We start from the raw sequence: 21,204 nt of genomic DNA, 5'->3' as shown, positions 1-21,204 counted from the left end.
GCGCCCGGCGCGAGCGTTCCGGCCCGCCCGTCCGGCCCGGCACCGCCGAGCTCGGCGACCAGAGCGGGCCGCGCCGGAACGATGGTCGTCCCGGTCGCGTCGACGACGAGAGCGCCGTCGTCCTCGGCCGCGTTGACGATGCCCGGGCCCACTCCCACCACCAGACCCGAGCCCACGAGGACATCGGCTCGGTGCATCGTCCCGATGAGCGGATCGAACGTGTGTACGGTCGCTCCGTTGAGGAGCAGGGGACGGTCCGCTGCGGCGCGCAGCGCGGACAGTACCGGGTCTGTGAAGCCGTGAATCGTTGCCATGCCTTCAGGCTGGCTGCCCGGGGCCTGCCGCAGAAGGTCGGAACGCACCGGGGTGCGCCGCACCCTGGCACGCCTCGGGCCCGCCGGTGACGTCGGGATCCTCAAGAACCGAGCACGGGTCGAGCTGTGCGGCGGCACCGTCGGCCGGGGCCCGCCCGACTACGACCCGCACGGACTGCGGAGAGGTCATCACCGGTGTTCTGTTCGGAGGGTGTGCGCCCCCGGGACCTTCGGCGGCGTTCAGCCGAGCTCGGAGAGTCGGCGGACCGTCGGCGCTGTTCCCTCGATCCAGGTCGCCGGTGACCCGGTGGTGGGCATGACCATCACCGCGTGCACCCCGAGTTCGGCGTACTTCGCCATCTCGCGCACGAACTCGTCCTGGTTGTCCGGGCTCGGGTTGTTCGCGAGGATCGTCTTGCGGATCGCGTCGTAGTCGCGGCCGAGGTCGTCGCAGTGGCGCCGGAGCACGTCGAGCTTGTGCTCCACCTCGGCGGGGGAGGAACCGAACAGGTTGCACGCGTCGCCGTACGCCGCGACCAGCCGCAGGGTCTTGCGCTCCCCGCCCCCGCCGATCAGCACCCGCGGTTTGTGCAGCGGTTGCGGTGAGCACAACGTCTCGGTCAGTGAGTAGTGTTTGCCCTCGAACGGTCCGTCGTTCTCCGGATCCCACATCTGTTCGCAGATGCGGAGTGTCTCCTCCAGCCGCTCGAACCGTTCGGCGACCGGTGGGAACGGAATGCCCAGTCCGTGGTGCTCACGTTCGAACCATGCCGCGCCGATCCCGAGGGCCGCCCGGCCCTCGGACAGGACGTCGAGCGTGGTGACGATCTTCGCGAGCACACCCGGGTTCCGATAGGTGACCCCCGTGACCAGCAGGCCCAGCTCGATCGTGGACGTGTGCGCGGCCAGGTAACCCAGCGTGGTGTAGCCCTCCAGCATGGGCGACTCCGCCGGAAGCCCGGTCGGCTCGATCTGAAAGAAGTGGTCCATGAACGACAACCAGGTCGCGCCCGCCGCCTCCGCCGCGGTGCCGACCCTGGCCAGTTCCCCCGCGAGTGCCCCCGCACCGCCGTCGATGTCGAAGACCGGCACGTGAATGCCCAGTTCCATGCAGCCCCCTCACCGGACCGAGACTCCACCGATGACATTAGCCCCCGTAGCGCACTCCCGCACGTGGGATCACTCGCCGGACGACGGTGGTGCGCACGTGGGTATCGAAGCTGTTCCGCCGGCGGCCGGGAGAAGAGACGCCCCGCGGACGTGCTCAGGTCCGAGCCACCGAGGCCCCGACCAGTCGCTCCGCTCGTTCGAGCGCAACCCGGAAGGGACTGCGGAACACCACCGGACGTATCGAACTGTAGAGAGGACCGTCACCGACAACGTCGCTGGTGCCCGCGATATTCTTCCGGTCTGGTCGTGCCGGGGAATGTGTGTTCATCGGGAGGTGCCGCGTGATCGAGTACGTTGAGCGGTTGAAATCGCTCGTCCCTCCGCCCGATGGTCGTTCGGGTCGTATCGATTGGCAGGAGATCGAAACTCGGATCGGTAATCTTCCTGGAGATTACAAGAGGCTCGTCGAGGACTATGGGGAAGGCTCCTTCGACGACTTCATCACTGTACTGCATCCGTCCGGTAACGAGCATATCGACCTCGCTACGGTCAACTCGGAAGTGATATGGTCCCTGCGTTCGCTCGAGGAAGCAGATGAGGCGATCCCGTATGGTATCGCGGACGGCCAAGCGGGGATCACCCCGTGGGCGGTATCCGATAATGGTGATTTGTGCTTCTGGGTTCGTGACCCTGTCGATGTTCCGGCCTCATGGAAGGTTGTGGTGAAGGAAGGGAGAAGTCCTATCTGGGAATACTTCGACGGTTCGGCAACCGAGTTCTTGTACTCGGTGCTATCCGGTCTGCACCGCAGCAGTATTTTTCCGCAGGATTTCCCGTCGTCCGGGGTCCGGTTTCATCGGTCTCGGATGACGTCTTGATCGGGCGATCGACAGCCCAGAATCCGACCTGTCGCGAGTGGATGCTTCGTCCGAGCCGTGGACGGGTGGCCGGACCGAATATGGTTCGGGTTCTGAAACAGCGTGCTGTAATCTTTTTTGATGGGGGTGTCGGTTGAGTTCGGGTCGGACGACGTGTGTTCCGGTGGATATGGCGGAGGTGTTCGCGGAGTTTGGGGAGTTGGGGCGTGTGGTGACGCGGTTGCATCCGCGGCGGGGGGATCCGGGGGTGTGGGAGAGTTCGGTGGGTGGGCCGTTGGTGTGGCCGGTGGGGGAGTCGTGGCCGACGTGTCCGGGGCATCAGGGGGTGCAGAGCGCGGTCCGGGTTGAAGACGTGCGGGCTCATCGGGAGACCATGCGGGATCGGGTCCGGTCGGGGCGGGAGTTGACCTGGGAGGAGCGGGAGTTCCTCGATTCCGTCGAAGACGGGTCGGAGGTGCTGGTGGAGCAGTCGGTGCCGTTGTTGCCGTTGTTGCAGGTGTTCGCGCGGGATGTGCCGTGGTTGGAGTGGCCTGCGGGGCGGGATGTGCTGCAGGTGTTGATGTGTCCGATGGACCATGCGGATGAGCCGGACTTCGATCTTCCGGGGGTGTCGGTGTGGGATCGGTGGAATGCGCCGCCGACGGTGGTGCGGTGGCGGTCGACGGACTCCGTGGGTGCGGTGGGTGCGCATCCGATGCCGTCGATGGTGCAGTTCGACCATTATTATCCGGAGCCGTGTGTGTTGTTTCCGGAGCGGTTGGTCGAGTATCCGCATCTGTGGGAGTTGCCGGAGGATCTCGCCGAGGCGGTCGAGGAATGGGAAGAGACCAGCGGCTATCGCTACCGCTCCCAGTTGAGTATCGTGCCGGGGTGGGTGTTGGGTGGTTGGCCCAAACCGGGGGCGACGGATCCGCCGGACGAGATGGCGTGCGCGGAATGTGGGGGAGAGATGCTTCCGTTGCTGCGGGCGTCTTCCATGGAATGGGACGCGAAAAGGATGAGTTGGTGCCCGATCGAGGAGTTCGATCGGGATCCGGCGGATCGGGAGGAGGCCAAGGAACCCACCGGAGTCGTTTACGGACGTGAGAACACGCTGCATTTATACCGGTGCTGGGAGGACGGAGAGCATCCCATGCAACAGATGGTGTTATAGAGCAGGTCGGTGCGGCGTTTGATTCCGCGGTGGACTTCGCGAGGTAGCGATGCGGAATGGACGTACTCGCGTCGCCACCGGCGTGCACGGGAACGTCGCGCAGGCCGTCGTTCGTGTCGAGGGCGACGGCCGCGGACCGAAGGCCCGTCCTCCACTACCCCCGCGCGGGGGTAGCGCACGAGAGGGGGACGGGTGTGTGCTCACGAGCGGTCGTCGGGCCGCGTCGAACGACCCGGCGAGCCGCCGTCGCCGTCGACGTACGTGGAGGTCACCGTGGACTCACCCGTGCTGCCGAGTTACGCGTCCGGGCCGTCGGCGGTGCCGCTGCTCGGCGACACCATCGGCGACAACCTCGCCCGCACGGTCGCCGTGCACGGCGGGCGGGAGGCCGTGGTCGACGTGGCGACCGGACGGCGCTGGACTTACCGGGAGTTCGCCGACGAGGTCGATGTGGTCGCGCTCGGCCTCGCCGACCTCGGCGTCGCCAAGGGCGACCGGGTGGGAATCTGGGCCCCAACTGCCCGGAGGGGACGATCGTGCAGTACGCGACGGCGCGGATCGGTGCGGTGCTGGTCACCATCAACCCTGCCTACCGGGTGCACGAGCTGGAGTACGTGCTCCGGCAGGCCGGGATCGGCACGCTGATCGCCGCCCGGAGCCACAAGACGTCCGACTACGCGGCGATGATCGAGCAGGTGCGGCCGGACTGCCCCGACCTCACCGACGTCGTGCTGCTCGGTGAGCACGGTTGGGAGGACCTCCGGCGGCGGGGGCGCGCGGCCGACCGGGCCCGCCTCGTCGACATCGCGGCCACCCTGTCCGCCGACGACCCGATCAACATTCAGTACACGTCGGGCACCACGGGGTTCCCGAAGGGCGCGACACTGTCGCACCACAACATCCTCAACAACGGCTTCTCCGTCGGTGAACTCTGCGGCTACGACGAGACCGACCGGATCTGCCTCCCCGTGCCCTTCTACCACTGTTTCGGCATGGTGATGGGCAATCTCGCGGCGACCAGCCACGGCGCGGCGACGGTCATCCCGGCGCCCGCGTTCGACGCCGCGGCCACGCTGGCCGCCGTCGAGGCCGAACGGTGCACGTCGCTGTACGGGGTGCCGACGATGTTCATCGCCGAGCTCGCCCTGTCCGGCTTCGACGACTACGACCTCACCAGTCTGCGCACCGGCATCATGGCCGGCTCGCCGTGCCCGGCGGAGGTGATGCGGCAGGTCATCGACCGGATGCACATGTCCGAGGTGAGCATCTGCTACGGCATGACCGAGACCTCGCCGGTGTCCGTGCAGACCCGCCGGGACGACACCCTGGACCGGCGGGTGTCCACCGTCGGCCGGGTCGGGCCGCACCTCGAGATCAAGATTGTCGACCCGGCCAGCGGGCTGACCGTGCCCCGCGGCCACACGGGCGAGCTGTGCACGCGGGGCTACTCGGTGATGCTCGGCTACTGGGACCAGCCCGAGCAGACCGCCGAGGTCATCGACGCCGCGCGGTGGATGCACACCGGCGATCTCGCCGTGATGGACGACGAGGGATACGTCGCCGTCACCGGGCGCAGCAAGGACATGGTCATCCGGGGCGGCGAGAACATCTACCCCCGGGAGATCGAGGAGTTCCTGCACACCCACCCGGACATCCTCGACGCGCAGGTCATCGGCGTGCCCGACGAGCGCTACGGCGAGGAGCTCATGGCCTGGGTCCAGCTCCGGGACTCGGCGCCCGTCCTGACGGCGGAGGCACTGCGCGAGTTCTGCGCCGGGCGCCTCGCCCACTACAAGATCCCGCGCTACGTGCACGTGGTGGACGAGTTCCCGATGACCGTCACCGGCAAGGTGCGCAAGGTGGCGATGCGGGAACGGTCCGTCGAGCTGCTCGGTCTCGCCTCCGCCGGTGACGACGGGTGGGACTGAGCCGTATGCTCGCCGTGTCCCAGGTCACTTGTCGTCCCGGCGTCGGAGGGAGGGGTCCGTGCCCGCACCGCACCGGCGATCGATGCGCCCCGACGACGGGGACGCCTTCCGGCAGTGCGTCCGCCTCGCACGGCGCGAGACCGGGGTGCCCCTGGTCTTCGGCGGCCGGGTGGGAACCGACGGGCTGCGGCTGACGGAGTTCGCGGGCGCCCGCACCGACGCGATCCGGGGACTGCGGGTGCAGCGGGGGCGCGGCCTCGGCGGCGTCGTCCTCGAACGCGGCCGACCGCACGCGGTCACCGATTACGTTCCCGCCACGACCATCACCCACGACTACGACGACCCGGTGCGGGGTGAGGGCATCCGTTCCATCGTGGCGACGCCGGTGGCCGTGCAGGGGGGCGTGCGTGGGGTGCTCTACGCCGCCGTCCGCGACGTCCACCCGCTCGGCGACCGCGCGACCGCCGCGCTGGGGGAGGTCTCGCGGCGCCTCGCGGGCGAGCTCGCCGTGCGCGACGAGGTCGACCGCCGGATCCAGCTCCTCGACGCCGCCCACCGTCCCCGCCGGGACGACACCTCGTCCGCGGTCACGCTCGACGAGCTGCGCGACCTGCATGCCGAACTCCGGGGCATCGCCCACGACGTCGACGACGCCGCGATCCGCGACCGGCTCCGGCGCGCGTGCGAGCGCTTCACCCACGTCGAACGCGCCGCCCAGGATGAGCGAGCGCGTGAAACCCTTCCGGCGCCCAGGCTGTCCTCCCGGGAGGTCGACGTGCTCTCCTACGTCGCCCTGGGTTGCACCAACGCCGAGGCGGCGCACCGGCTCTGCCTGAGCTCCGAGACCGTCAAGGCCTACCTGCGCAGCGCCTGTCGCAAACTCGGCGTCCACACCCGCCACGACGCCGTCGCCACGGCCCGGCGGCACGGACTGCTGATCTGAACGGACGCGGCCGCCTCCCCTCCTCCGACGCTGCGCCAGGACGGAGACCCGTCCGCAGGCCCGTTCGTGGACCCCGGGACAGGGACTTCCGGCCCCTTCACCGGGTGCCGGGTGCGGCGGATGCTGAACGTGTCCGGGCACGAGGCTCGGCGGCTTTGTGTGACCCACAGCGGACGGAGTCGACGGTGGTACAGAAGGTTTACGGCACTCCGGCGATCAGACGTACGGCGGCTCGCAACGCCGTACAGGCACTCGAACAGCCCAACCGGCATGTGAAGCTCCGGGTGCAGTGCGCGGAGAGCCATCACGTGGCCACTGTCTACGACACGGACGAGGGCCTGGTCTACGTCGCCCGCAGCGGGCCGCACGCGCACGGTTCGCGGGATTTCGTCGATGCCGCGCACCATGACGCCGCGCACGGGGTGGAGATCGTGGATCTGCTCGATCCGAAAGCGGACGTGACGGTCGACGACGCGCTGCCCGCCAGTTGCGAGTGCGGTCCGCACACGATCGCACGGTCGGAACTGCTCCGGGCGATCGAGTCGGACGAACACCGGCTGCTGGTCTCCTGACCGCGCGCGGGTCGGCGACGTGAGCCGCCCGCCCGACTCCAGCGGTATCAATTCCACGGGTCTTTCCCGGCGCGCTCCTTCCCCGGGTCAGGTGGTAGGGCTGCTCCCGGCCCGGTGGAGTGTCGCGCGGAGCGACGGGAGTGGCCCGTCAGCGCCGCGGTCACGGAGCGGTCGATCAGCGGCAGCCGTGACAGCCGCAGCACGCTCCGCCGGATCCACAGCTGTCGCTTCGTGGCGGGTACGAACCGGCCGGCGCCGGACCGGCCGACGCGTTGCTTCTCCTCGGCCACCGGGCGCCACAGCTGTTCGTACCGCGCGAGTGCGTCCTCGACCGAGAGCGTGTGTGCGAGTTGGTCGGCCAGCAGGTAGGCGCCGGCGATACCCAGGGACGCGCCTTGACCGGCAACGAGTGAGACGGCGTAGCAGGCGTCCCCGGCGAGCACGACCCGTCCCCGATGCCAGCGGGGCAGCACGGTCTGCGCGACCCGGTCGTAGTAGATCTCGGACGGGGGCGGGCATCGGTCGAGTGCCTCGGGCACGACCCACCCCAGACCGCGGTAGGCGTCGCGCACCGCGGTCCGCGGGTCTTCCGGCAGGTCCGGGTCCGGGGTGCGGTGCACGCCGAAGGCCACGACGCGGTCCCCGTCGAGTGCGTAGAAGCCCATCTGCCTGTCGACGGTGTCGGTGAGGCAGGCCCGGCCCCGCACCTGAGCATGAATCCGCGGGGACTCGAACGCGAACGCCGCGGTGTGGAAGCCGAGCGGGCGCAGGAACCGTTCCTCGGGGCCGAACACCAGTCGCCGCACGGTCGAATGGATCCCGTCGGCACCCACGAGCAGGTCGGCGTCGAGCACGGTGCCGTCGTCGAGGGTGACCCGCACCCCGTCGCCGTGCTCGTCCACGGCCACCGGGCCGGTGCCGAAGCGCAGGTCGACCGCGGGTGGCAGGTGCTCCCGCAGCACCCGCTCCAGGTCGGGCCGCAGGAGGTTGAGCAACGGCCCGCGGGTGATCTGCCCGGGTCGCACGGTCGCGCGGCGCCGTCCGCGCTCGTCGACGAAATCCGCCTCCGCCAGGGGACGGGCGACCGCCTCGACCGCCGGAAGCAGCCCCATGGCCTCGACGGCCTCGTGGCCCGGGCCGAAGAAGTCGATCATGTATCCCTGGTGGCGCGGGGCGGGTGCGCGTTCCAGCAGCACGACCTCGCCCCCGAGGGTCGAGACGCGGTTCGCCAGGGTCAGACCGGTGAGCCCGGCCCCGCAGACGACCACCTTCATGGCGTTCCTCCTGTGGTGGCTAGCTGACCAGCCGACGCAGGACCGCAGCGGTCGGCTCGGTGTCCATCCCGGCGCCCATTCCGCGATGCAGGAGCAGACCGTCGACCGTGGCCAGCACCACCCCGGCGGTCCGCTCGGGGTCGGACACGCCGTGTTCGCCCAGCCAGTGGCCGAACCGGCGCCGGAACTCGGCGACCATGCCGCCGACCTCGTCGCGCAGCGGTTCTCCCCGTGCGGCCGCCAGGTACGCCTCGATGGCGAGCAGCGAGGTCGGATCGTCCCCGGTGTAGCGCTGTGCGGCCGAGACGATCGCCTCGACGGCCTCGGCCGGGGTGTCCGCGGACTCCAGGACCGTGTCCACCTCGCCCAGCACCCGCCGCAGAACCCCGACCGCGGCCTCGTTGAGCAGCGCGGACAGCGACGGGAAGTGGTAATGCACCACGCTCGGGTTCACCCCGGCGCGTTCGGCCAGGTTCCGCGTGCTCACCGCGGACCAACCCCGCTCGGGGATGAGTTCGACCGCGGCGGCCAGCAGCCGCTGCCGCACCTCCCGTCCGCGCGCCGCCGCCGGAGAAGGCATGCCCCTCCCTCCACGTCGTGGGCAACGCACGATTTGGGCAACTGCCCTGTACAACTGCCCTGAGTGTAGGTGGCCGTGTCCGGCGGCCGCAACGACAGACGTCGAGCCGACGACTTCCGGTCCCGGAAAAGACAGGAAAGCTGATACCGTCCGCTCGCAACGCTGCGGGAGGAGTGGTCAGTGGGTACCTACGCGGTCACCGGGTCGGCGTCGGGCATGGGACGTGAGGCCGCGGAGAAGCTCCGCGCCGCGGGACATACCGTCATCGGGGTCGATCTGGCCGACGCCGAGGTGACGGCCGATCTGTCCACTCCGGAGGGACGCCGCGTCGCGGCCGGGCAGGTGCTCGACCTCGCCGATGGGCGTCTCGACGGGGCCGTGTTGGCGGCCGGACTGGGGCCGGTCCCGGGCCGGGAGTCGGTGATCGCGCGGGTCAACTACCTCGGTGTGGTCGAGCTGCTGCGGGCCTGGCGGGTCGCACTGGCCGCGGCGGGCAATGCCAAGGTCGTGGTGTTGTCCAGCAATTCGACGACCACGACACCGGCGGTGCCGCGCCGGACGGTGCGGGCACTGCTGGCCGGTGACCCGGACAGGGCGGTGCGCAGCGTCCGGCTGCTCGGCAGGGCCGCCGCCCCGATGGTCTACGCCGGATCCAAGATCGCCCTGAGCCACTGGGTGCGCCGCACCGCGGTGTTGCCGGACTGGGCGGGCTCCGGCATCCGGCTGAACGCGCTCGCGCCGGGCGCGATCCGGACCCCGCTGCTGGAGCGGCAGCTGGCCGACGCCTCGGCGGCGAAGGCGGTCAGATCCTTCCCGGTGCCCGCCGGCGGCTACGGCGAACCCGCCCAGCTCGCCGACTGGGTGGTGTTCATGCTCTCCGACTCCGCGAACTTCCTGGTGGGCAGCGTCGTGTTCGTGGACGGCGGGTCGGACGCCTACTTCCGCGCCGAATCCTGGCCGCGGCCGGTCCCGTTCCGCGGGCTCGCGCGGTATCTGTGGCGGATGCGGTCGTTCGGCGCGCGCTGACGGACGACCGCTGTCGGCCCGGTATCCGGCGGTCGGTGCCCGGTGGGCGGATCATCCCCGGGCGGTGAGGAAGCGTGCGCGGGCGTCGGCGAGGTCGACCATCGGGTCCGGGTAGTCGAGGCCGGAGCGGACCGTGTCCGACAGGGTCCACGGACGGTGCACCTCGGGGCCGGTGATCTCGCCCAGTTCGGGCAGGTGGTGCCGCACGTAGGTGCCGTCGGGGTCGTAGCGTTCGGCCTGGCGCAGCGGGTTGAGTACCCGGTTCGGGCGGCTGTCGGTGCCGGTGCCCGCGACCCACTGCCAGTTCATCTGGTTGTTCGCCAGGTCGCCGTCGAGCAGGTACCGCAGGAAATGGCGGGCCCCGGCGCGCCAGTCGAGGTAGAGGGTCTTGGTGAGGAAGCTCGCGGTGATCAGCCGGGCGCGGTTGTGCATCCAGCCCTGCCGCAGCAGCTGGCGCATGCCCGCGTCGACGATCGGGAAGCCGGTGCGGCCCTCCTGCCACGCGCGCAGTTCCGCCGGAGCGTCGCGCCACCGGTCGGCGTGCGGTCGGTAGTCCTCGTGCGCGCACGCCGGGCGGGCGGCCAGCACCTGGTGGTGGAAGTCCCGCCAGGCGAGTTGCCGGGTGAACTCCCGCGCGCCCGGGGTGCGGGAGCCGACCCGGTGCAGCACCTCGATCGCGGAGAGCGTGCCCAGGTGCAGGTGGGGTGACAGGTGTGAGGTGCGGTCGGCGGGCAGGTCGTCGTGGCCTTCGGCGTAGTCGTCCACTGGGCCGTCCGCCCAGGCCGCGAGGGCTTCCCGGGCGGCCTGTTCCCCGCCGTCGACGGTCCCGGCGGTGACCTCGGCCGAGCTGAACGCCTCCGGTCCCGGCAGATCACCGGGGGAGAGGTGACCGGGCAGGCGCACCCGGTCCGGTGGCGGAAGCAGCGGGCGCAGCGGCGTCTCCAGCCACCGGCGCAGGTACGGGGTGAACACGGCGAAATGGTCCTTGCGGCCCGACGGGCTCAGGCGTGCCGGGGCGATCGCGGTGGTCGACTCGGGGTGCGCGTGCACCCGGGCGGCGGTCCCGTCGAGCGCGGCGCACAGCCGACGGAGCCTGCGCTGCGCGTGACCGCTGACGTCGTCGGCGACGTGCACGTCGCGGATGCCGTACTCGTCGACGAGGCTGCGCACCTCCTGCGCCGGGTCCCCGGTGCGGACCACCAACCGTCCGCCCCGTTCCCGCAGCCCGGCGTCCAGGTCGGCCAGGCACCGGGCGAGGAACGCCGCCCGGTTGCCCCCGGGGTAGCCACTGGCCACGAGGCGACTGTCGACCACGAACAGGGGGATCACCCGGTCGGCCCCGTCCACGGCGGCCCGCAGCGCCGGATTGTCGTGCACCCGCAAGTCCCGGGTGAACAGCACGAGGGAGACATGCATTGTCGGGACTACCCGCAAGACAGGTCGGCCATTCCGGCGCTACACCACTGCGCCCGACATGCCCTCACCGGACCATCGCGACACCGCTCGCCGTGTCCACCGGGGGCAATCCACGTCCCCTGGGCCGTCGTGACCGGCCCTGCTTGGTCGGTGTCGTGCGGTGGGGCGGCGTGGCAGACTCGTTCCGTGGACGATGCGTCTCCCTCCGGACCCGCGAGCACGGTCGACCGCGAGAACGCCGCCGAGCTGTCCCTGACGTCGTTCTGCTGGTGGCGCGAGGATCTGCCGCCGGAGGTGTGCGAGGACTACTGGCGCGACGTGCACGGCATCATGTTCGCGCGTGTTCCGGGCCTGTGGCAGTACCGGCAACTGCGCCTGGGGGCCAATCGCCCCGATCTCTGGCCGGAGGTCGGGGGCATCTCGTTCGACGTGCCGGCCGCGGCGCAACCGCAGGGTATTCCGCACGGACTTTTCCTGTCCGGGGCCGATCTGGCCGCGTTCGGCGACAACCCGCTCCCGAGACAGGCGATCCCGGACGACGCGCAGACCTTCCTCGGCCGGATCGGCGCGCTGCTGTCACCCCCGTACGGCGGGCGCACCCTGGTCGACCGGATCGACGATCCCGCCGTGCAGGGCGTCGTCCCGGCGCCCACGTTCGCGTTGTGCTTCGTTCCCGCGTCGGAAACGGTCTCGGTCGAAGAGTTCCACCACTTCCTGACCGAGCAGGTGGCGCGCCCGTGGAGTGAACACCGGGACGTCCTGCGTCTGCGCGTCGAGCCGTTGCCGCCCTACGAGAGTTCGGTGATGAGCTCGCCCGATGTCCCGCACGCGTGGCCGGGCGACGCGCCGTACCTCGGCTGGATCGAACTGGTCGTGCGGGACGAGGGAGTACTCCGTGCTCTCCCGGGACACCTCGCCACCGACTCGCTCTCCCGCCGCGTCGGGGCCGTCCACACGTACCCGGTCCGGGAGGTGTACACGATCATTTCCGCCGGGCGGCCGACCGAGGTCGGCCTGCGCGGATATCCCGCGGTCCGGACCATCGACGCGGTGGGCGCGGACGCCCAACGCAGCGGTGCGGTTCTCGAACTCCTCTTCGGCGATGCCGTGCGCGGGCTGGACCGGCTCCGGGAGTGACCCCTGATGCTCCTCGGTGACATCGACATCCATCCCGTCGCCGACGGGACGTTCCGCGCCTCGCCCGCCTACTTCGGTGAGCACGCCCGCCCCGACGGGCACGAGGACCTCTTCTCCCGCGACGGCATGGCCTGGCTGCCGATCGGGTGTTTCCTCGTCCGGACCGGGGACCGCACGGTCCTCGTCGACGCGGGTATGGGGCCGGAGCTGCGCGACGACGGCCCCCACCGGCTCCTCGTCGGTGGGCAGCTCCTGCTCGGCCTGCGGGCCGTCGGCGTGACCCCGCCCGACGTCACCGACGTCGTCTGTACCCACCTGCACGCCGATCACTGCGGCTGGCTCTTCGACCGCGACGCCGCCCCGGTCTTCCCGCACGCCACCGTCTGGTTCGGTGCGCGCGACTGGGACCACTTCGTCGCCGACCCGGACGTGTGGATGTTCGACCACATCCGGCACGGCTTCCGGGTGGCGTCCGGGCGCGGCGACCGCCTCCGACCGGTCGCCGACGACCTCACCGTCGCGCCCGGCGTCGACCTGACCATGACGCCCGGGCACACACCGGGGCACCTCAGTGTCGTCGTCTCCTCCCGCGGGAGCCGGGCGCTGCTGCTCGGCGACGCGATCGTCTGCCCGGTGCAGCTCGACGAACCCACGTGGCACTCGATCGGCGACGTCGACCCGACGCTGGCGCGGCAGGTCCGCGAACGCCTGTTCCGCGAACTGGAGGACGGGGCGACGTTCGGCGCGGGCGCACACTTCCCCGAGCTGCGGTTCGGCCGGGTGCTGGCCGGGCAGGGGCGGCGCTGGTTCACCTGACGGGACCGTGCTGACGACCGCCCAGTGGGGGTGGTCGGTCTCGGTGTCCCCGACTTCCGGGTCATTTCCTGTGTCTGTGACGGCTGGCACAGTGATCCACGAAACGCCCGCGTGACCTGTCGCGACCGCTCCAGGCCTCGCAGTGATCACCGGCCCCGCACGGAGAAAGGGACGAACCACCATGGCCGCCAAGCCCTTCGCCTCCTCGGCCGATCTCGGGGAGAAGACCGAGACGCTCGACGTCCTCGCGGACGGCGTCTACGCGCTCACCGCCGAGGGCGATCCGAACGTGGGCGCGATCGAGGGTGAGGATTTCCTGGTCGCCTTCGAGGCGCGTGCCACCCCGGTCGCCGCGCGGGACTGGCTGCGGAAGCTGCGCGAGTACACCGACAAGCCGGTGAAATACCTCGTGCTGTCGCACTACCACGCCGTCCGCGTGCTCGGGGCGTCCGCGTTCGACGCGGACGCGGTGATCACGCACGAGACCACCCGCGAACTCATCGAGGAGCGCGGCCGCGAGGACTGGGAGAGCGAGCTCGGCCGGATGCCGCGGCTGTTCCGCGATCCCGACTCGATCCCCGGCCTCACCCGGCCCGACCTCACCTTCACCGACGGCATGCGGATCGACCTCGGCCGCGGCCGGGGCGAGCTGGTCCTGCGGTACTGCGGCCGTGGGCACACCGCGGGCGACCTCGTCGCCTGGCTGCCGCAGCAGAAGATCCTCTTCGCCGGCGACCTGGTCGAGGCGGAGGCCGCGCTCTACACCGGGGACGCCTTCCACGCGGACTGGTCGACCGGCACGCTGGACCGGGTCAAGGAGTTCGGCGCCGAGACGCTGGTCGGGGGCCGCGGCGCGGTGTCGCGCGGCAGGGAGGCCGTGGACGCCGCGATCGAGCAGACCCGCTCGTTCCTGCTCGGCATGCGGGAACAGACCGGCGCGGTACACGCCCGCGGGGGGACGCTGCGGGAGGCGTTCGACGCCACCCACGCCGCGCTCGCCCCGACGTTCGGGGCGTGGCCGATCTTCGAGCACTGCCTGCCGTTCAACGTCCAGCGTCTCTGGGACGAGCTGGACGGCATCGACTGGCCGCGGGTCTGGACCGCCGCGCGTGACCGCGAGGTCTGGGCCGAGCTGCAGGGGTGAGCGTGATGGACTCGTTCCCGGCGTACGGCGGGCCCCCGGTGGCGGTGGTGGGCAACGGTCCCGTCGGCCAGACGACCGCCCTGCTGCTCGCCCGGTGGGGCATCCCGGTGGTGCTGCTCGACGCCCGGCCGGAACGCGACGCGGTCGGGTCGAAGGCCATCTGCCAGCAGCGCGACGTCCTCGACGTCTGGGCCGCGGTGGGGGCCGGGCGGATCGCCGAGGAGGGCCTCACCTGGGACACCGCGCGCACCTTCCACCGGGACCGTGAACTGTTCTCCTGGTCGTTCACCGACCGCGGCCACTCGCCGCTGCCGCCGTTCGTGAATCTCAGCCAGTGCCGCTCCGAACAGATCCTCGACGAGGCCCTCGCGGCCGAGCCGCGCATCGACGTCCGCTGGGGCCACGAGGTCACGGCGATCGGACAGGACGACCGGACGGTGCTGCTCACCTGCGCCACCGCCGCCGGGGAGGTGCGGGTCGAGGCGGCGTACGCGGTGGCGGCGGCCGGGGCGCGGGGGGACCGCATCCGGGACCTGCTCGGTGTGGACTTCGCCGGGCACTCCTTCGACGACCGGTTCCTCATCTGCGACATCCGCGCCGACCTTCCCGGGTGGGAGACCGAGCGCCGGTTCCACTTCGACCCGGAATGGAACCCGGGGCGCCAGGTGCTGATCCACCCCTGCCCGGATTCGACCTTCCGGATCGACTGGCAGGTCCCGGCCGACTTCGACCTCGACGCCGAGGACGCCGACGGCCGGCTCGACGCGCGCATCCGGGCGATCATCGGGGACCGTGCCTACGAGATCGTGTGGAGGTCGGTGTACCGGTTCCACAGCCGCTGCGTCGACCGGATGCGGGTCGGGCGCGTGCTGCTCGCCGGGGACTGTGCGCACCTGGTGGCCCCGTTCGGCGCCCGCGGGCTGAACTCGGGGGTCGCCGACGCCGAGAACGCGGCGTGGAAGCTCGCCTTCGTGCTGCACGGCTGGGCCCCGGAGGAGCTGCTGGACAGCTACCACCACGAGCGCTCCGCCGCGGCGCGGGAGAACCTCGCCGTCACCGGCGACACCATGCGCTTCCTGGTGCCGCGGACCGAGGACGAGCGACGCGCCCGCGAACGGGTGTTGGAGCAGGCGCGGGACGACGCCGAGGCGCGGGCACGGGTCGACTCCGGCAGGTTCGCCGAACCGTACTGGTATGTCGACTCCCCGTTGACCACCACCGACCCGGACCGCCCGTTCGGTGGCCGCCCGCCGCGGGGGGAGATGCCGACGGTGGTGCCCGGCGTCCTGATCCCCGACGCGCCGGTCGCGGTCGCGGAACGACCCGGCCTCACTCGGCTACGCCAGCTGGTCCGCGACGGCCTGCTCGCGCTCACCACCACGGGCGTGGACACCGCCGAGGTCGGGAGAGTGCTGGCGGAGACCACCGACGCACCCCGGCGGGTGCTCCGGCTGGCCGACATCGACGAACACGGCACGCTGACCACCGCACTGAACACACGGCCGAGTGAGACGTGGCTGCTGCGCCCCGACGGGCACATCGCCGCCGTGGTGCCGTCCAATCCGGCGGACGCCCTCGCCCCGGCCGTCCGCCGCGTGCTCGGCCACGCGCACTGAACCGGCGGTGGCGCCGAAAACCCCGGTCGCGCGGGCTTGAACGTCCATTGTGGAGGCTAATTCCCAGAGGGTACGGTGGGTGCTCTCTTGATTCTCGTTGTTGTCCGGTGTGACGGAGGTGTGTCGGTTGGGTTCGGGTCGGACGACGCGTGTTCCGGTGGATATGGCGGAGGTGTTCGCGGAGTTCAGGGAGTTGGGGCGTGTGGTGACGCGGTTGCATCCGCGGCGTGGGGATCCGGGGGTGTGGGAGAGTTCGGTGGGTGGGCCGTTGGTGTGGCCGGTGGGGGAGTCGTGGCCGACGTGTCCGGGGCATCAGGGGGTGCAGAAGAATGTGGAGCGGGTCGCGGACGTGCGGGCTGCGCGGAGGATCAGGCGGGATCGGTTCCGGTCGGGGCGGGAGCTGACTTCGGAGGAGCGGGAGTTCCTCGATTCCCGCCGGCGGGAGTCGGAGGTGGTGGTGGAGCAGCCGGTGCCGTTGTTGCCGTTGTTGCAGGTGTTCGCGCGGGATGTGCCGTGGTTGGAGTGGCCTGCGGGGCGGGATGTGCTGCAGGTGTTGATGTGTCCGATGGATCATCTGGACGAGCCGGACTTCGATCTGCCGGGAGTGTCGGTGTGGGATCACGGGATGGCGCCGCCGACGGTGGTGCGGTGGCGGTCGACGGACTCCGTGGGTGCGGTGGGTGCGCATCCGATGCCGTCGATGGTGCAGTTCGACCATTATTATCCGGAGCCGTGTGTGTTGTTCCCGGAGCGGTTGGTCGAGTATCCGCATCTGTGGGAGTTGCCGGAGGATCTCGCCGAGGCGGTCGAGGAATGGGAGGAGATCAGCGGCTACGACTACCGCTCCCAGTTGAGCAACGTGCCGGGGTGGGTGTTGGGTGGTTGGCCCGAGCCGGGGGCGACGGATCCGCCGGACGAGATGGCGTGCACGGAATGTGGGGGCGAGATGCGCCCGTTGCTGCGAATTTCTCGCATGGAATGGGATGTTGAAGGGGTGAGTTGGTGCCCGATCGAGGAGTTCGACCGGGATCCGGCGGATCGGGAGGAGACCAAGGAACCGACCGGGGTCATGTACGGCGCTGACGGCACCCTACATCTGTACCGGTGCTGGGAGAACGGCGAACATCCCCTGCAGCAAATGGCATTGTGATCAGGACGCCGTTGGCCGGTGGTGTGCGGCTCGGGAAGGGACGCTCCCCGACCTGCTCAGGCAGCACCGCCGCCGTCGGCGGTGCGGTGCCGCGGGTTGGCCACCGCCAGCCGGTCCAGCACTTCCGCCCAGACCGCGGCGGCCACGTCCGGGTCCCACGGGTCCGCCTCGCCACTCCGCAGCGCTGCAGCGAGGGCGGCGCGGTCGGGGAGGCCGAGTTCGTCGAGCCGTTCCCGGTGGCGGCGCTCCTGGTCCGCACCGAACCGCAGTTCGCGTTCCACGGTGGCCAGCGCGTTCGCGGCCACCAGGGCCTGGAAGCGCGTTCTCCCCTGCGTTTCGGCGCGCACGTCGTCCCGCAGGAAATCGCGGACCGCGGCGACGAGCTCCGCCGCCGAGGGCCTGCCGTGCAGGTCCGAGGCGGCGTCGGCGACCTGTTCCGGTGGGGACGCCGGTTCCGGCACGCCCAGGGCCACGAGCAGGTCGTATTCCTGTTCGCAGACCCGGCGACCGATCGCCGCGAGCTCCACCGCCGGGCTCGCCCCGCTGAGGTGCCGTTCCGCCTGGGACCGGCAGAGCACGCCCCACCTGGCGGTGCCGTAGATCTCCCACCAGCGCAGCACGTCCGGGTCCGGTCGTTCCCCGGCGATCTCGGCGTAGCCGTCGAGGAGTTCGTCGCGCCCGCCGAATCCGCCGACCGGCAGCGGTGAGCCGAAGCGCCACGCCTTCGTGCACAACCAGCCCAGGTCCTCGATCGGGTCGCCGACGTGGGTGAGCTCCCAGTCCAGCACGGCCCGCAGGCCGTGTTCGTCGACGATCAGGTTGCCGTTGCGGAAGTCCCCGTGCACGAGGGTTCTGCGCGAGTCGGTCGGCCGGTTCGCGTGCAGCCACCGGAACGCGATCTCCAGGGCGGGAACGGGATCGTCGAGGTCGTCGTACTCGGTGCGGAGTTGTTCCAGCGGGTCGTGTTCCGGCACGCCGTCCGGAATCGGGATCCGGTGGATCCGCGCGGCGCACCTGCCGAGTTCGCGGGCCAGTCCCGCGCGGGCCCCGGCGTAGGCGTCGTCCCGCAGCAGACGGCGGGGGATCGTCTCGCCGTCCACGTGTTCGGTGAGCACGTACGGTGCGCCCAGCACCGTCTCGTCGACGCTGTGGTCCACCACGTGCGGTACCGCGACCCCGGCCTCTTCGGCGGCGCGGAGGACCACCGCCTCGCGTGCCATCCCGTCGGGATCGGACCGCCCGACCGGATCCCGGCGCAGCACGAGGCGGTGCGGCGGGTGGTCGAGTTCGACGAACCAGGTCTCCCGGCTCGCCCCGCCGGTGGCCTGCTCCAGCCGCGTCACCCGGACCGGGCGCGCGGAGATCTCGCCCAACCGGGCGGCCAACGCCTCGCTCAGCTCCCCGGCGTTCACGGGCGCTTGTCCGGGCCGGCGAAGCCGAACAGGTGGGCCGCCACCTTACGCATCTGCACCTCTTCGGTGCCCTCGGTGATCCGGTACCGGCGGTGATGCCGGTAGATGTGCTCGAACGGGGCGTGCCGGGTGTAGCCGAACCCGCCGTGCACCTGGATCGCCCGGTCGGCCGCGTCGCAGACGAGGCGGTTGGCCCGGTAGTTGCACATCGAGACCCGGTCGCTGATCTCGCGGTGCGGCCGCCGGTCCATCTCCCAGGCGGTCCTGCGGACCAGTCCGCGCACCATCTCCGCCTCGGTGTGCAGTTCCACCAGCGGCCACTGGATCGCCTGCCGCCGGGCGAGCGGCACGCCGAACGTGACGCGCTCGCGGGCGTACTCGACGCTGCGGTCGATGCAGTACTGCGCCGCGCCGACGCCGGAGGCGGCCTGGCGGATGCGGTTCTCGTGCACGAAGCACTGCGCCGCCTCCAGGCCCGCACCTTCCTTCCCGAGGATCGCCGACGAGGGGACCCGGACGTCGGTGAGCGAGACCTCGGCGTGGTCGCTGGGCATGTTGAAGGTCCACCAGTAGGAGTCCACGGAGAAGCCGGGGGTGTCGGTGGGGACCAGGAAGGCGGTGATGCCCCGCGCGTCGCCCGGTTCGCCGGAGGTGCGGGCGAAGACGACGTCGTGGGTGGCGGTGTGCATCCCGGAGTTGAACCGTTTGCCGCCGTTGAGCACCCAGTCGTCGCCGTCCCGGACGGCGGTGGTCTCCAGCCAGGTGGCGTCGCTGCCGTGCTCGGGTTCGGTGAGCGCGAAGGCGATCCGGAGGTCACCGGAGAGCACCGGCTGCAGGAACTCGTCCCGCTGCTGCTGTGTGCCGAACTGCAGCAGCATGTGCACCACGGGGAAGTTGCCGACGACCGAGGACTCGTTCTGCAGGTCGTTGTGCAGCCCGAGTCCCCGCGCGGCGAGGTGTTCGCGGATCACGGCCATCTCGAACTCGCTGCCGCCCCCACCGCCGACCTCCTCCGGCAGGCCGTAGCGCAGCCACCCGGCCCGGTCGGCGCGGCGGGTCATCTCGGCCAGCAGTTCCTCCCACTCCGGCCGTGGGGTGCCCCCGGCGTCGAAGTCGGTGCGGGCGTACTCCCGTCGGTGGTCGAAGAACCGGTCGTTGTCGTCCTGCTGCTGCAACGGCACGATCTCGGCGTCGATGAACCCGTCGAGGTCGGCGAGCAGTGCGACGAGTCCTTCCGGCAGCGGGAAGTCCATGCGGCCTCCTTAACGCCCGATCAGCGACCCTATGCACCCGGCGGTCGGCGGGACAAGGGATGTGGTCGCCCTCGCTGACCGGGATCGCCGGGCAGACCGCCGCCCGGTGCGGGAGAACCCGGGCCGCACCCGGTCAGGACCGGAACCCGGGCTGCTGCGAGACCAGGGTCGTCCATTCTTGATCAACGAAGTACGCTCGGCGTCACTGTCCGCTCTCGGAGGAGTTGATCCTGTGTCCGCGGTGGGGGAGCCGGATCCGGCACCGGTGGGGATTGACCCGACCCGGGTGAGCCAGGCCCGGGTCTACGACTACCTGCTCGGTGGGACGGAGAACTACGAGGTCGACCGGGAGCAGGCCCGGGCCCTGGAGGCCGCCGTTCCGGACGTCGCGGAGATCGCGCGGGAGAACCGGGCGTTCGTCACCCGCGCGGCCCGCTACCTCGCCCGGCACGCCGGTATCGTCCAGTACCTCGACGTCGGTTCGGGGCTGCCGACCGCGGAGAACACGCACGAGGTCGTGCAGCGGGTCGACCCGGAGGCCACGGTGGTCTACGTCGACCACGACCCGGTGGTGCTGGCCCACGGCCGTGCCCTGCTGGCGGAGAACGACCGCACCCACATGGTCGGTGGGGACGCGTGGCATCCGTCCGGCATCCTGCACGACCCGCAGGTGCGGGCCGCGCTGGACTTCGCACGGCCGATCGGACTGTTGTGCACGGCGACGCTGCACATGTACTCCGGCGACGACCGGGACCTGCCGGTGCGGGTGATGCGCGAGTACCTCGACGCGCTGCCGTCCGGCTCGTACGTCGTGCTGTCGCACCTGTACGACCCGGAGGAGCAGGGGGAGTCCGCGGCGATGCGGGCGCTGGAGCACGCGGCCCGCACCGGTGGCCTCGGCAGCGGCGGGGCGCGCACGCACGCGGAGATCGCGGCGATGCTGGACGGGCTCGAGCTGCTGGAACCGGGGATCGTGGAGACCTACCGGTGGTGGCCGTCCGGCCCGCGCACGACGCCGGTCGGGGTGGCGCAGCGGCTGGTCGCCGGGGCGGTCGGTCGCAAACCCTGACCCCGGCCCGCGTGCCGCCGTGCGCGCTCGGCATCCGGTGCGCGGGTTCGGGCGGTGTGGGAATCCGGTTCGAGAAGGGATCGTGGCCGGGTGTGTCCTTTCCCGGGGACGCCGCAGAGGTGCGTCCGCGGGGTTGAATCAACTGTCCACAGTGTCTACCGAACGGCTGGCTCGCACGACGGCGATCCGGCCGAACCGGTGGTCGAGGTGGGCGACCTCGCGGGCGTCGGTGAACCCGGCACCGGTCAGCAGGGCGACGAGGCCGTCACCCTGCTCGTGCGCCACGACCGGACCCCGTGAGCTCCGGGGCCGCACGACCCGGAGCAGGTTCCGGAACACGTGGCCGGGGCCGTGGCGGTGCGTGTGCGCCGGTGGGGCCGCTGTGGTTGCGCCCTGCGTCGGGCCGGAGTCGA

18 protein-coding genes and 2 pseudogenes are annotated in these 21,204 nt (G+C 71.0%); 12 read left to right on the top strand and 8 right to left on the bottom strand.

Annotated features, from left to right (window positions below; translation table 11 throughout):
* Both ACTIR_RS26565 and ACTIR_RS0111370 read right to left on the bottom strand, forming a co-directional pair.
* Positions 1-362, bottom strand: a pseudogene (locus tag ACTIR_RS26565) (hypothetical protein); the annotation flags it as partial.
* 192 nt (positions 363-554) lie between these two features.
* Positions 555-1,424 (bottom strand): LLM class F420-dependent oxidoreductase, encoded by an 870-nt coding sequence (locus tag ACTIR_RS0111370; protein WP_026454379.1) that lies wholly within the window; start codon positions 1,422-1,424, stop codon positions 555-557.
* A gap of 341 nt (positions 1,425-1,765) precedes the next feature.
* Here ACTIR_RS0111370 and ACTIR_RS25895 point away from each other — a divergent pair, with 341 nt between their 5' ends.
* From ACTIR_RS25895 to ACTIR_RS0111350, 5 genes and pseudogenes are all read left to right on the top strand, one after another.
* Positions 1,766-2,302 (top strand): SMI1/KNR4 family protein, encoded by a 537-nt coding sequence (locus ACTIR_RS25895; protein ID WP_154663724.1) that lies wholly within the window; start codon positions 1,766-1,768, stop codon positions 2,300-2,302.
* Positions 2,303-2,705: 403 nt separating this feature from the next.
* Positions 2,706-3,455: a hypothetical protein gene (locus ACTIR_RS22870; RefSeq protein WP_154663723.1), complete on the top strand. Its 750-nt coding sequence runs from the start codon at positions 2,706-2,708 to the stop codon at positions 3,453-3,455.
* Positions 3,456-3,728: 273 nt separating this feature from the next.
* A pseudogene (locus ACTIR_RS22865) lies at positions 3,729-5,383 on the top strand (AMP-binding protein).
* A gap of 58 nt (positions 5,384-5,441) precedes the next feature.
* A complete protein-coding gene (locus ACTIR_RS0111355; protein ID WP_026454378.1) occupies positions 5,442-6,326 on the top strand; it encodes a helix-turn-helix transcriptional regulator in 885 nt (294 codons plus the stop codon).
* A gap of 185 nt (positions 6,327-6,511) precedes the next feature.
* Positions 6,512-6,898 (top strand): hypothetical protein, encoded by a 387-nt coding sequence (locus tag ACTIR_RS0111350; protein WP_084789435.1) that lies wholly within the window; start codon positions 6,512-6,514, stop codon positions 6,896-6,898.
* Positions 6,899-6,945: 47 nt separating this feature from the next.
* On the opposite strand, the gene ACTIR_RS22860 is transcribed toward ACTIR_RS0111350, so the two are convergent.
* Positions 6,946-8,172 carry an FAD-dependent monooxygenase gene (locus ACTIR_RS22860; RefSeq protein ID WP_233345884.1) on the bottom strand — a complete coding sequence of 409 codons (1,227 nt, stop codon included), beginning with the start codon at positions 8,170-8,172 and terminating at the stop codon, positions 6,946-6,948.
* Positions 8,173-8,191: 19 nt separating this feature from the next.
* Positions 8,192-8,752 (bottom strand): TetR/AcrR family transcriptional regulator, encoded by a 561-nt coding sequence (locus tag ACTIR_RS0111340; RefSeq protein WP_026454376.1) that lies wholly within the window; start codon positions 8,750-8,752, stop codon positions 8,192-8,194.
* A 180-nt stretch (positions 8,753-8,932) separates the two neighbouring features.
* Here ACTIR_RS0111340 and ACTIR_RS0111335 point away from each other — a divergent pair, with 180 nt between their 5' ends.
* Entirely contained in the window at positions 8,933-9,778 is an 846-nt protein-coding gene (locus tag ACTIR_RS0111335) for an SDR family oxidoreductase (RefSeq protein ID WP_026454375.1), read from the top strand.
* A 51-nt stretch (positions 9,779-9,829) separates the two neighbouring features.
* Here the strand turns inward: ACTIR_RS0111335 and ACTIR_RS0111330 are convergent, their stop codons facing one another.
* Positions 9,830-11,194 (bottom strand): cryptochrome/photolyase family protein, encoded by a 1,365-nt coding sequence (locus ACTIR_RS0111330; RefSeq protein WP_026454374.1) that lies wholly within the window; start codon positions 11,192-11,194, stop codon positions 9,830-9,832.
* Between the two features lie 186 nt (positions 11,195-11,380).
* Between ACTIR_RS0111330 and ACTIR_RS0111325 the strand changes: the two genes are divergently transcribed.
* The 5 genes from ACTIR_RS0111325 to ACTIR_RS0111305 all read left to right on the top strand — a co-directional run bounded on the left by ACTIR_RS0111325 (position 11,381) and on the right by ACTIR_RS0111305 (position 17,057).
* The gene (locus ACTIR_RS0111325; protein ID WP_026454373.1) at positions 11,381-12,331 is read left to right on the top strand and encodes a hypothetical protein; all 951 of its coding nucleotides are present in this window, start codon (positions 11,381-11,383) and stop codon (positions 12,329-12,331) included.
* A gap of 6 nt (positions 12,332-12,337) precedes the next feature.
* A complete protein-coding gene (locus ACTIR_RS0111320; RefSeq protein ID WP_026454372.1) occupies positions 12,338-13,147 on the top strand; it encodes an MBL fold metallo-hydrolase in 810 nt (269 codons plus the stop codon).
* A 181-nt stretch (positions 13,148-13,328) separates the two neighbouring features.
* The gene (locus ACTIR_RS0111315; RefSeq protein WP_026454371.1) at positions 13,329-14,291 is read left to right on the top strand and encodes an MBL fold metallo-hydrolase; all 963 of its coding nucleotides are present in this window, start codon (positions 13,329-13,331) and stop codon (positions 14,289-14,291) included.
* Positions 14,292-14,296: 5 nt separating this feature from the next.
* Positions 14,297-15,907 carry an FAD-dependent monooxygenase gene (locus ACTIR_RS0111310; protein ID WP_034239569.1) on the top strand — a complete coding sequence of 537 codons (1,611 nt, stop codon included), beginning with the start codon at positions 14,297-14,299 and terminating at the stop codon, positions 15,905-15,907.
* Between the two features lie 451 nt (positions 15,908-16,358).
* Positions 16,359-17,057 carry a hypothetical protein gene (locus tag ACTIR_RS0111305; RefSeq protein ID WP_154663722.1) on the top strand — a complete coding sequence of 233 codons (699 nt, stop codon included), beginning with the start codon at positions 16,359-16,361 and terminating at the stop codon, positions 17,055-17,057.
* Between the two features lie 56 nt (positions 17,058-17,113).
* On the opposite strand, the gene ACTIR_RS0111300 is transcribed toward ACTIR_RS0111305, so the two are convergent.
* Together ACTIR_RS0111300 and ACTIR_RS0111295 are read right to left on the bottom strand one after the other, a co-directional pair.
* Complete coding sequence (locus tag ACTIR_RS0111300; RefSeq protein WP_026454368.1) at positions 17,114-18,469, bottom strand: phosphotransferase family protein; 1,356 nt, start codon at positions 18,467-18,469, stop codon at positions 17,114-17,116.
* The gene (locus ACTIR_RS0111295) at positions 18,466-19,722 is read right to left on the bottom strand and encodes an acyl-CoA dehydrogenase family protein (RefSeq protein ID WP_026454367.1); all 1,257 of its coding nucleotides are present in this window, start codon (positions 19,720-19,722) and stop codon (positions 18,466-18,468) included. Before ACTIR_RS0111295 ends, ACTIR_RS0111300 begins: the two co-directional genes overlap by 4 nt.
* Before the next feature lie 232 nt (positions 19,723-19,954).
* Here ACTIR_RS0111295 and ACTIR_RS0111290 point away from each other — a divergent pair, with 232 nt between their 5' ends.
* Entirely contained in the window at positions 19,955-20,791 is an 837-nt protein-coding gene (locus ACTIR_RS0111290) for an SAM-dependent methyltransferase (RefSeq protein WP_026454366.1), read from the top strand.
* Positions 20,792-20,929: 138 nt separating this feature from the next.
* Here the strand turns inward: ACTIR_RS0111290 and ACTIR_RS25890 are convergent, their stop codons facing one another.
* On the bottom strand, positions 20,930-21,076 hold the full coding sequence (locus ACTIR_RS25890; protein WP_199285603.1) for a hypothetical protein: 147 nt from the start codon (positions 21,074-21,076) through the stop codon (positions 20,930-20,932).
* Between the last annotated feature and the right edge of the window lie 128 nt (positions 21,077-21,204).

The sequence above is a fragment of the Saccharomonospora iraqiensis subsp. iraqiensis genome, from assembly GCF_000430445.1.
In the GTDB taxonomy this organism is placed as follows: domain Bacteria; phylum Actinomycetota; class Actinomycetes; order Mycobacteriales; family Pseudonocardiaceae; genus Saccharomonospora; species Saccharomonospora iraqiensis.
The sequence above is the reverse complement of the archived record's forward strand: the minus strand, read 5'-3'. Positions and strand labels throughout refer to the sequence as shown.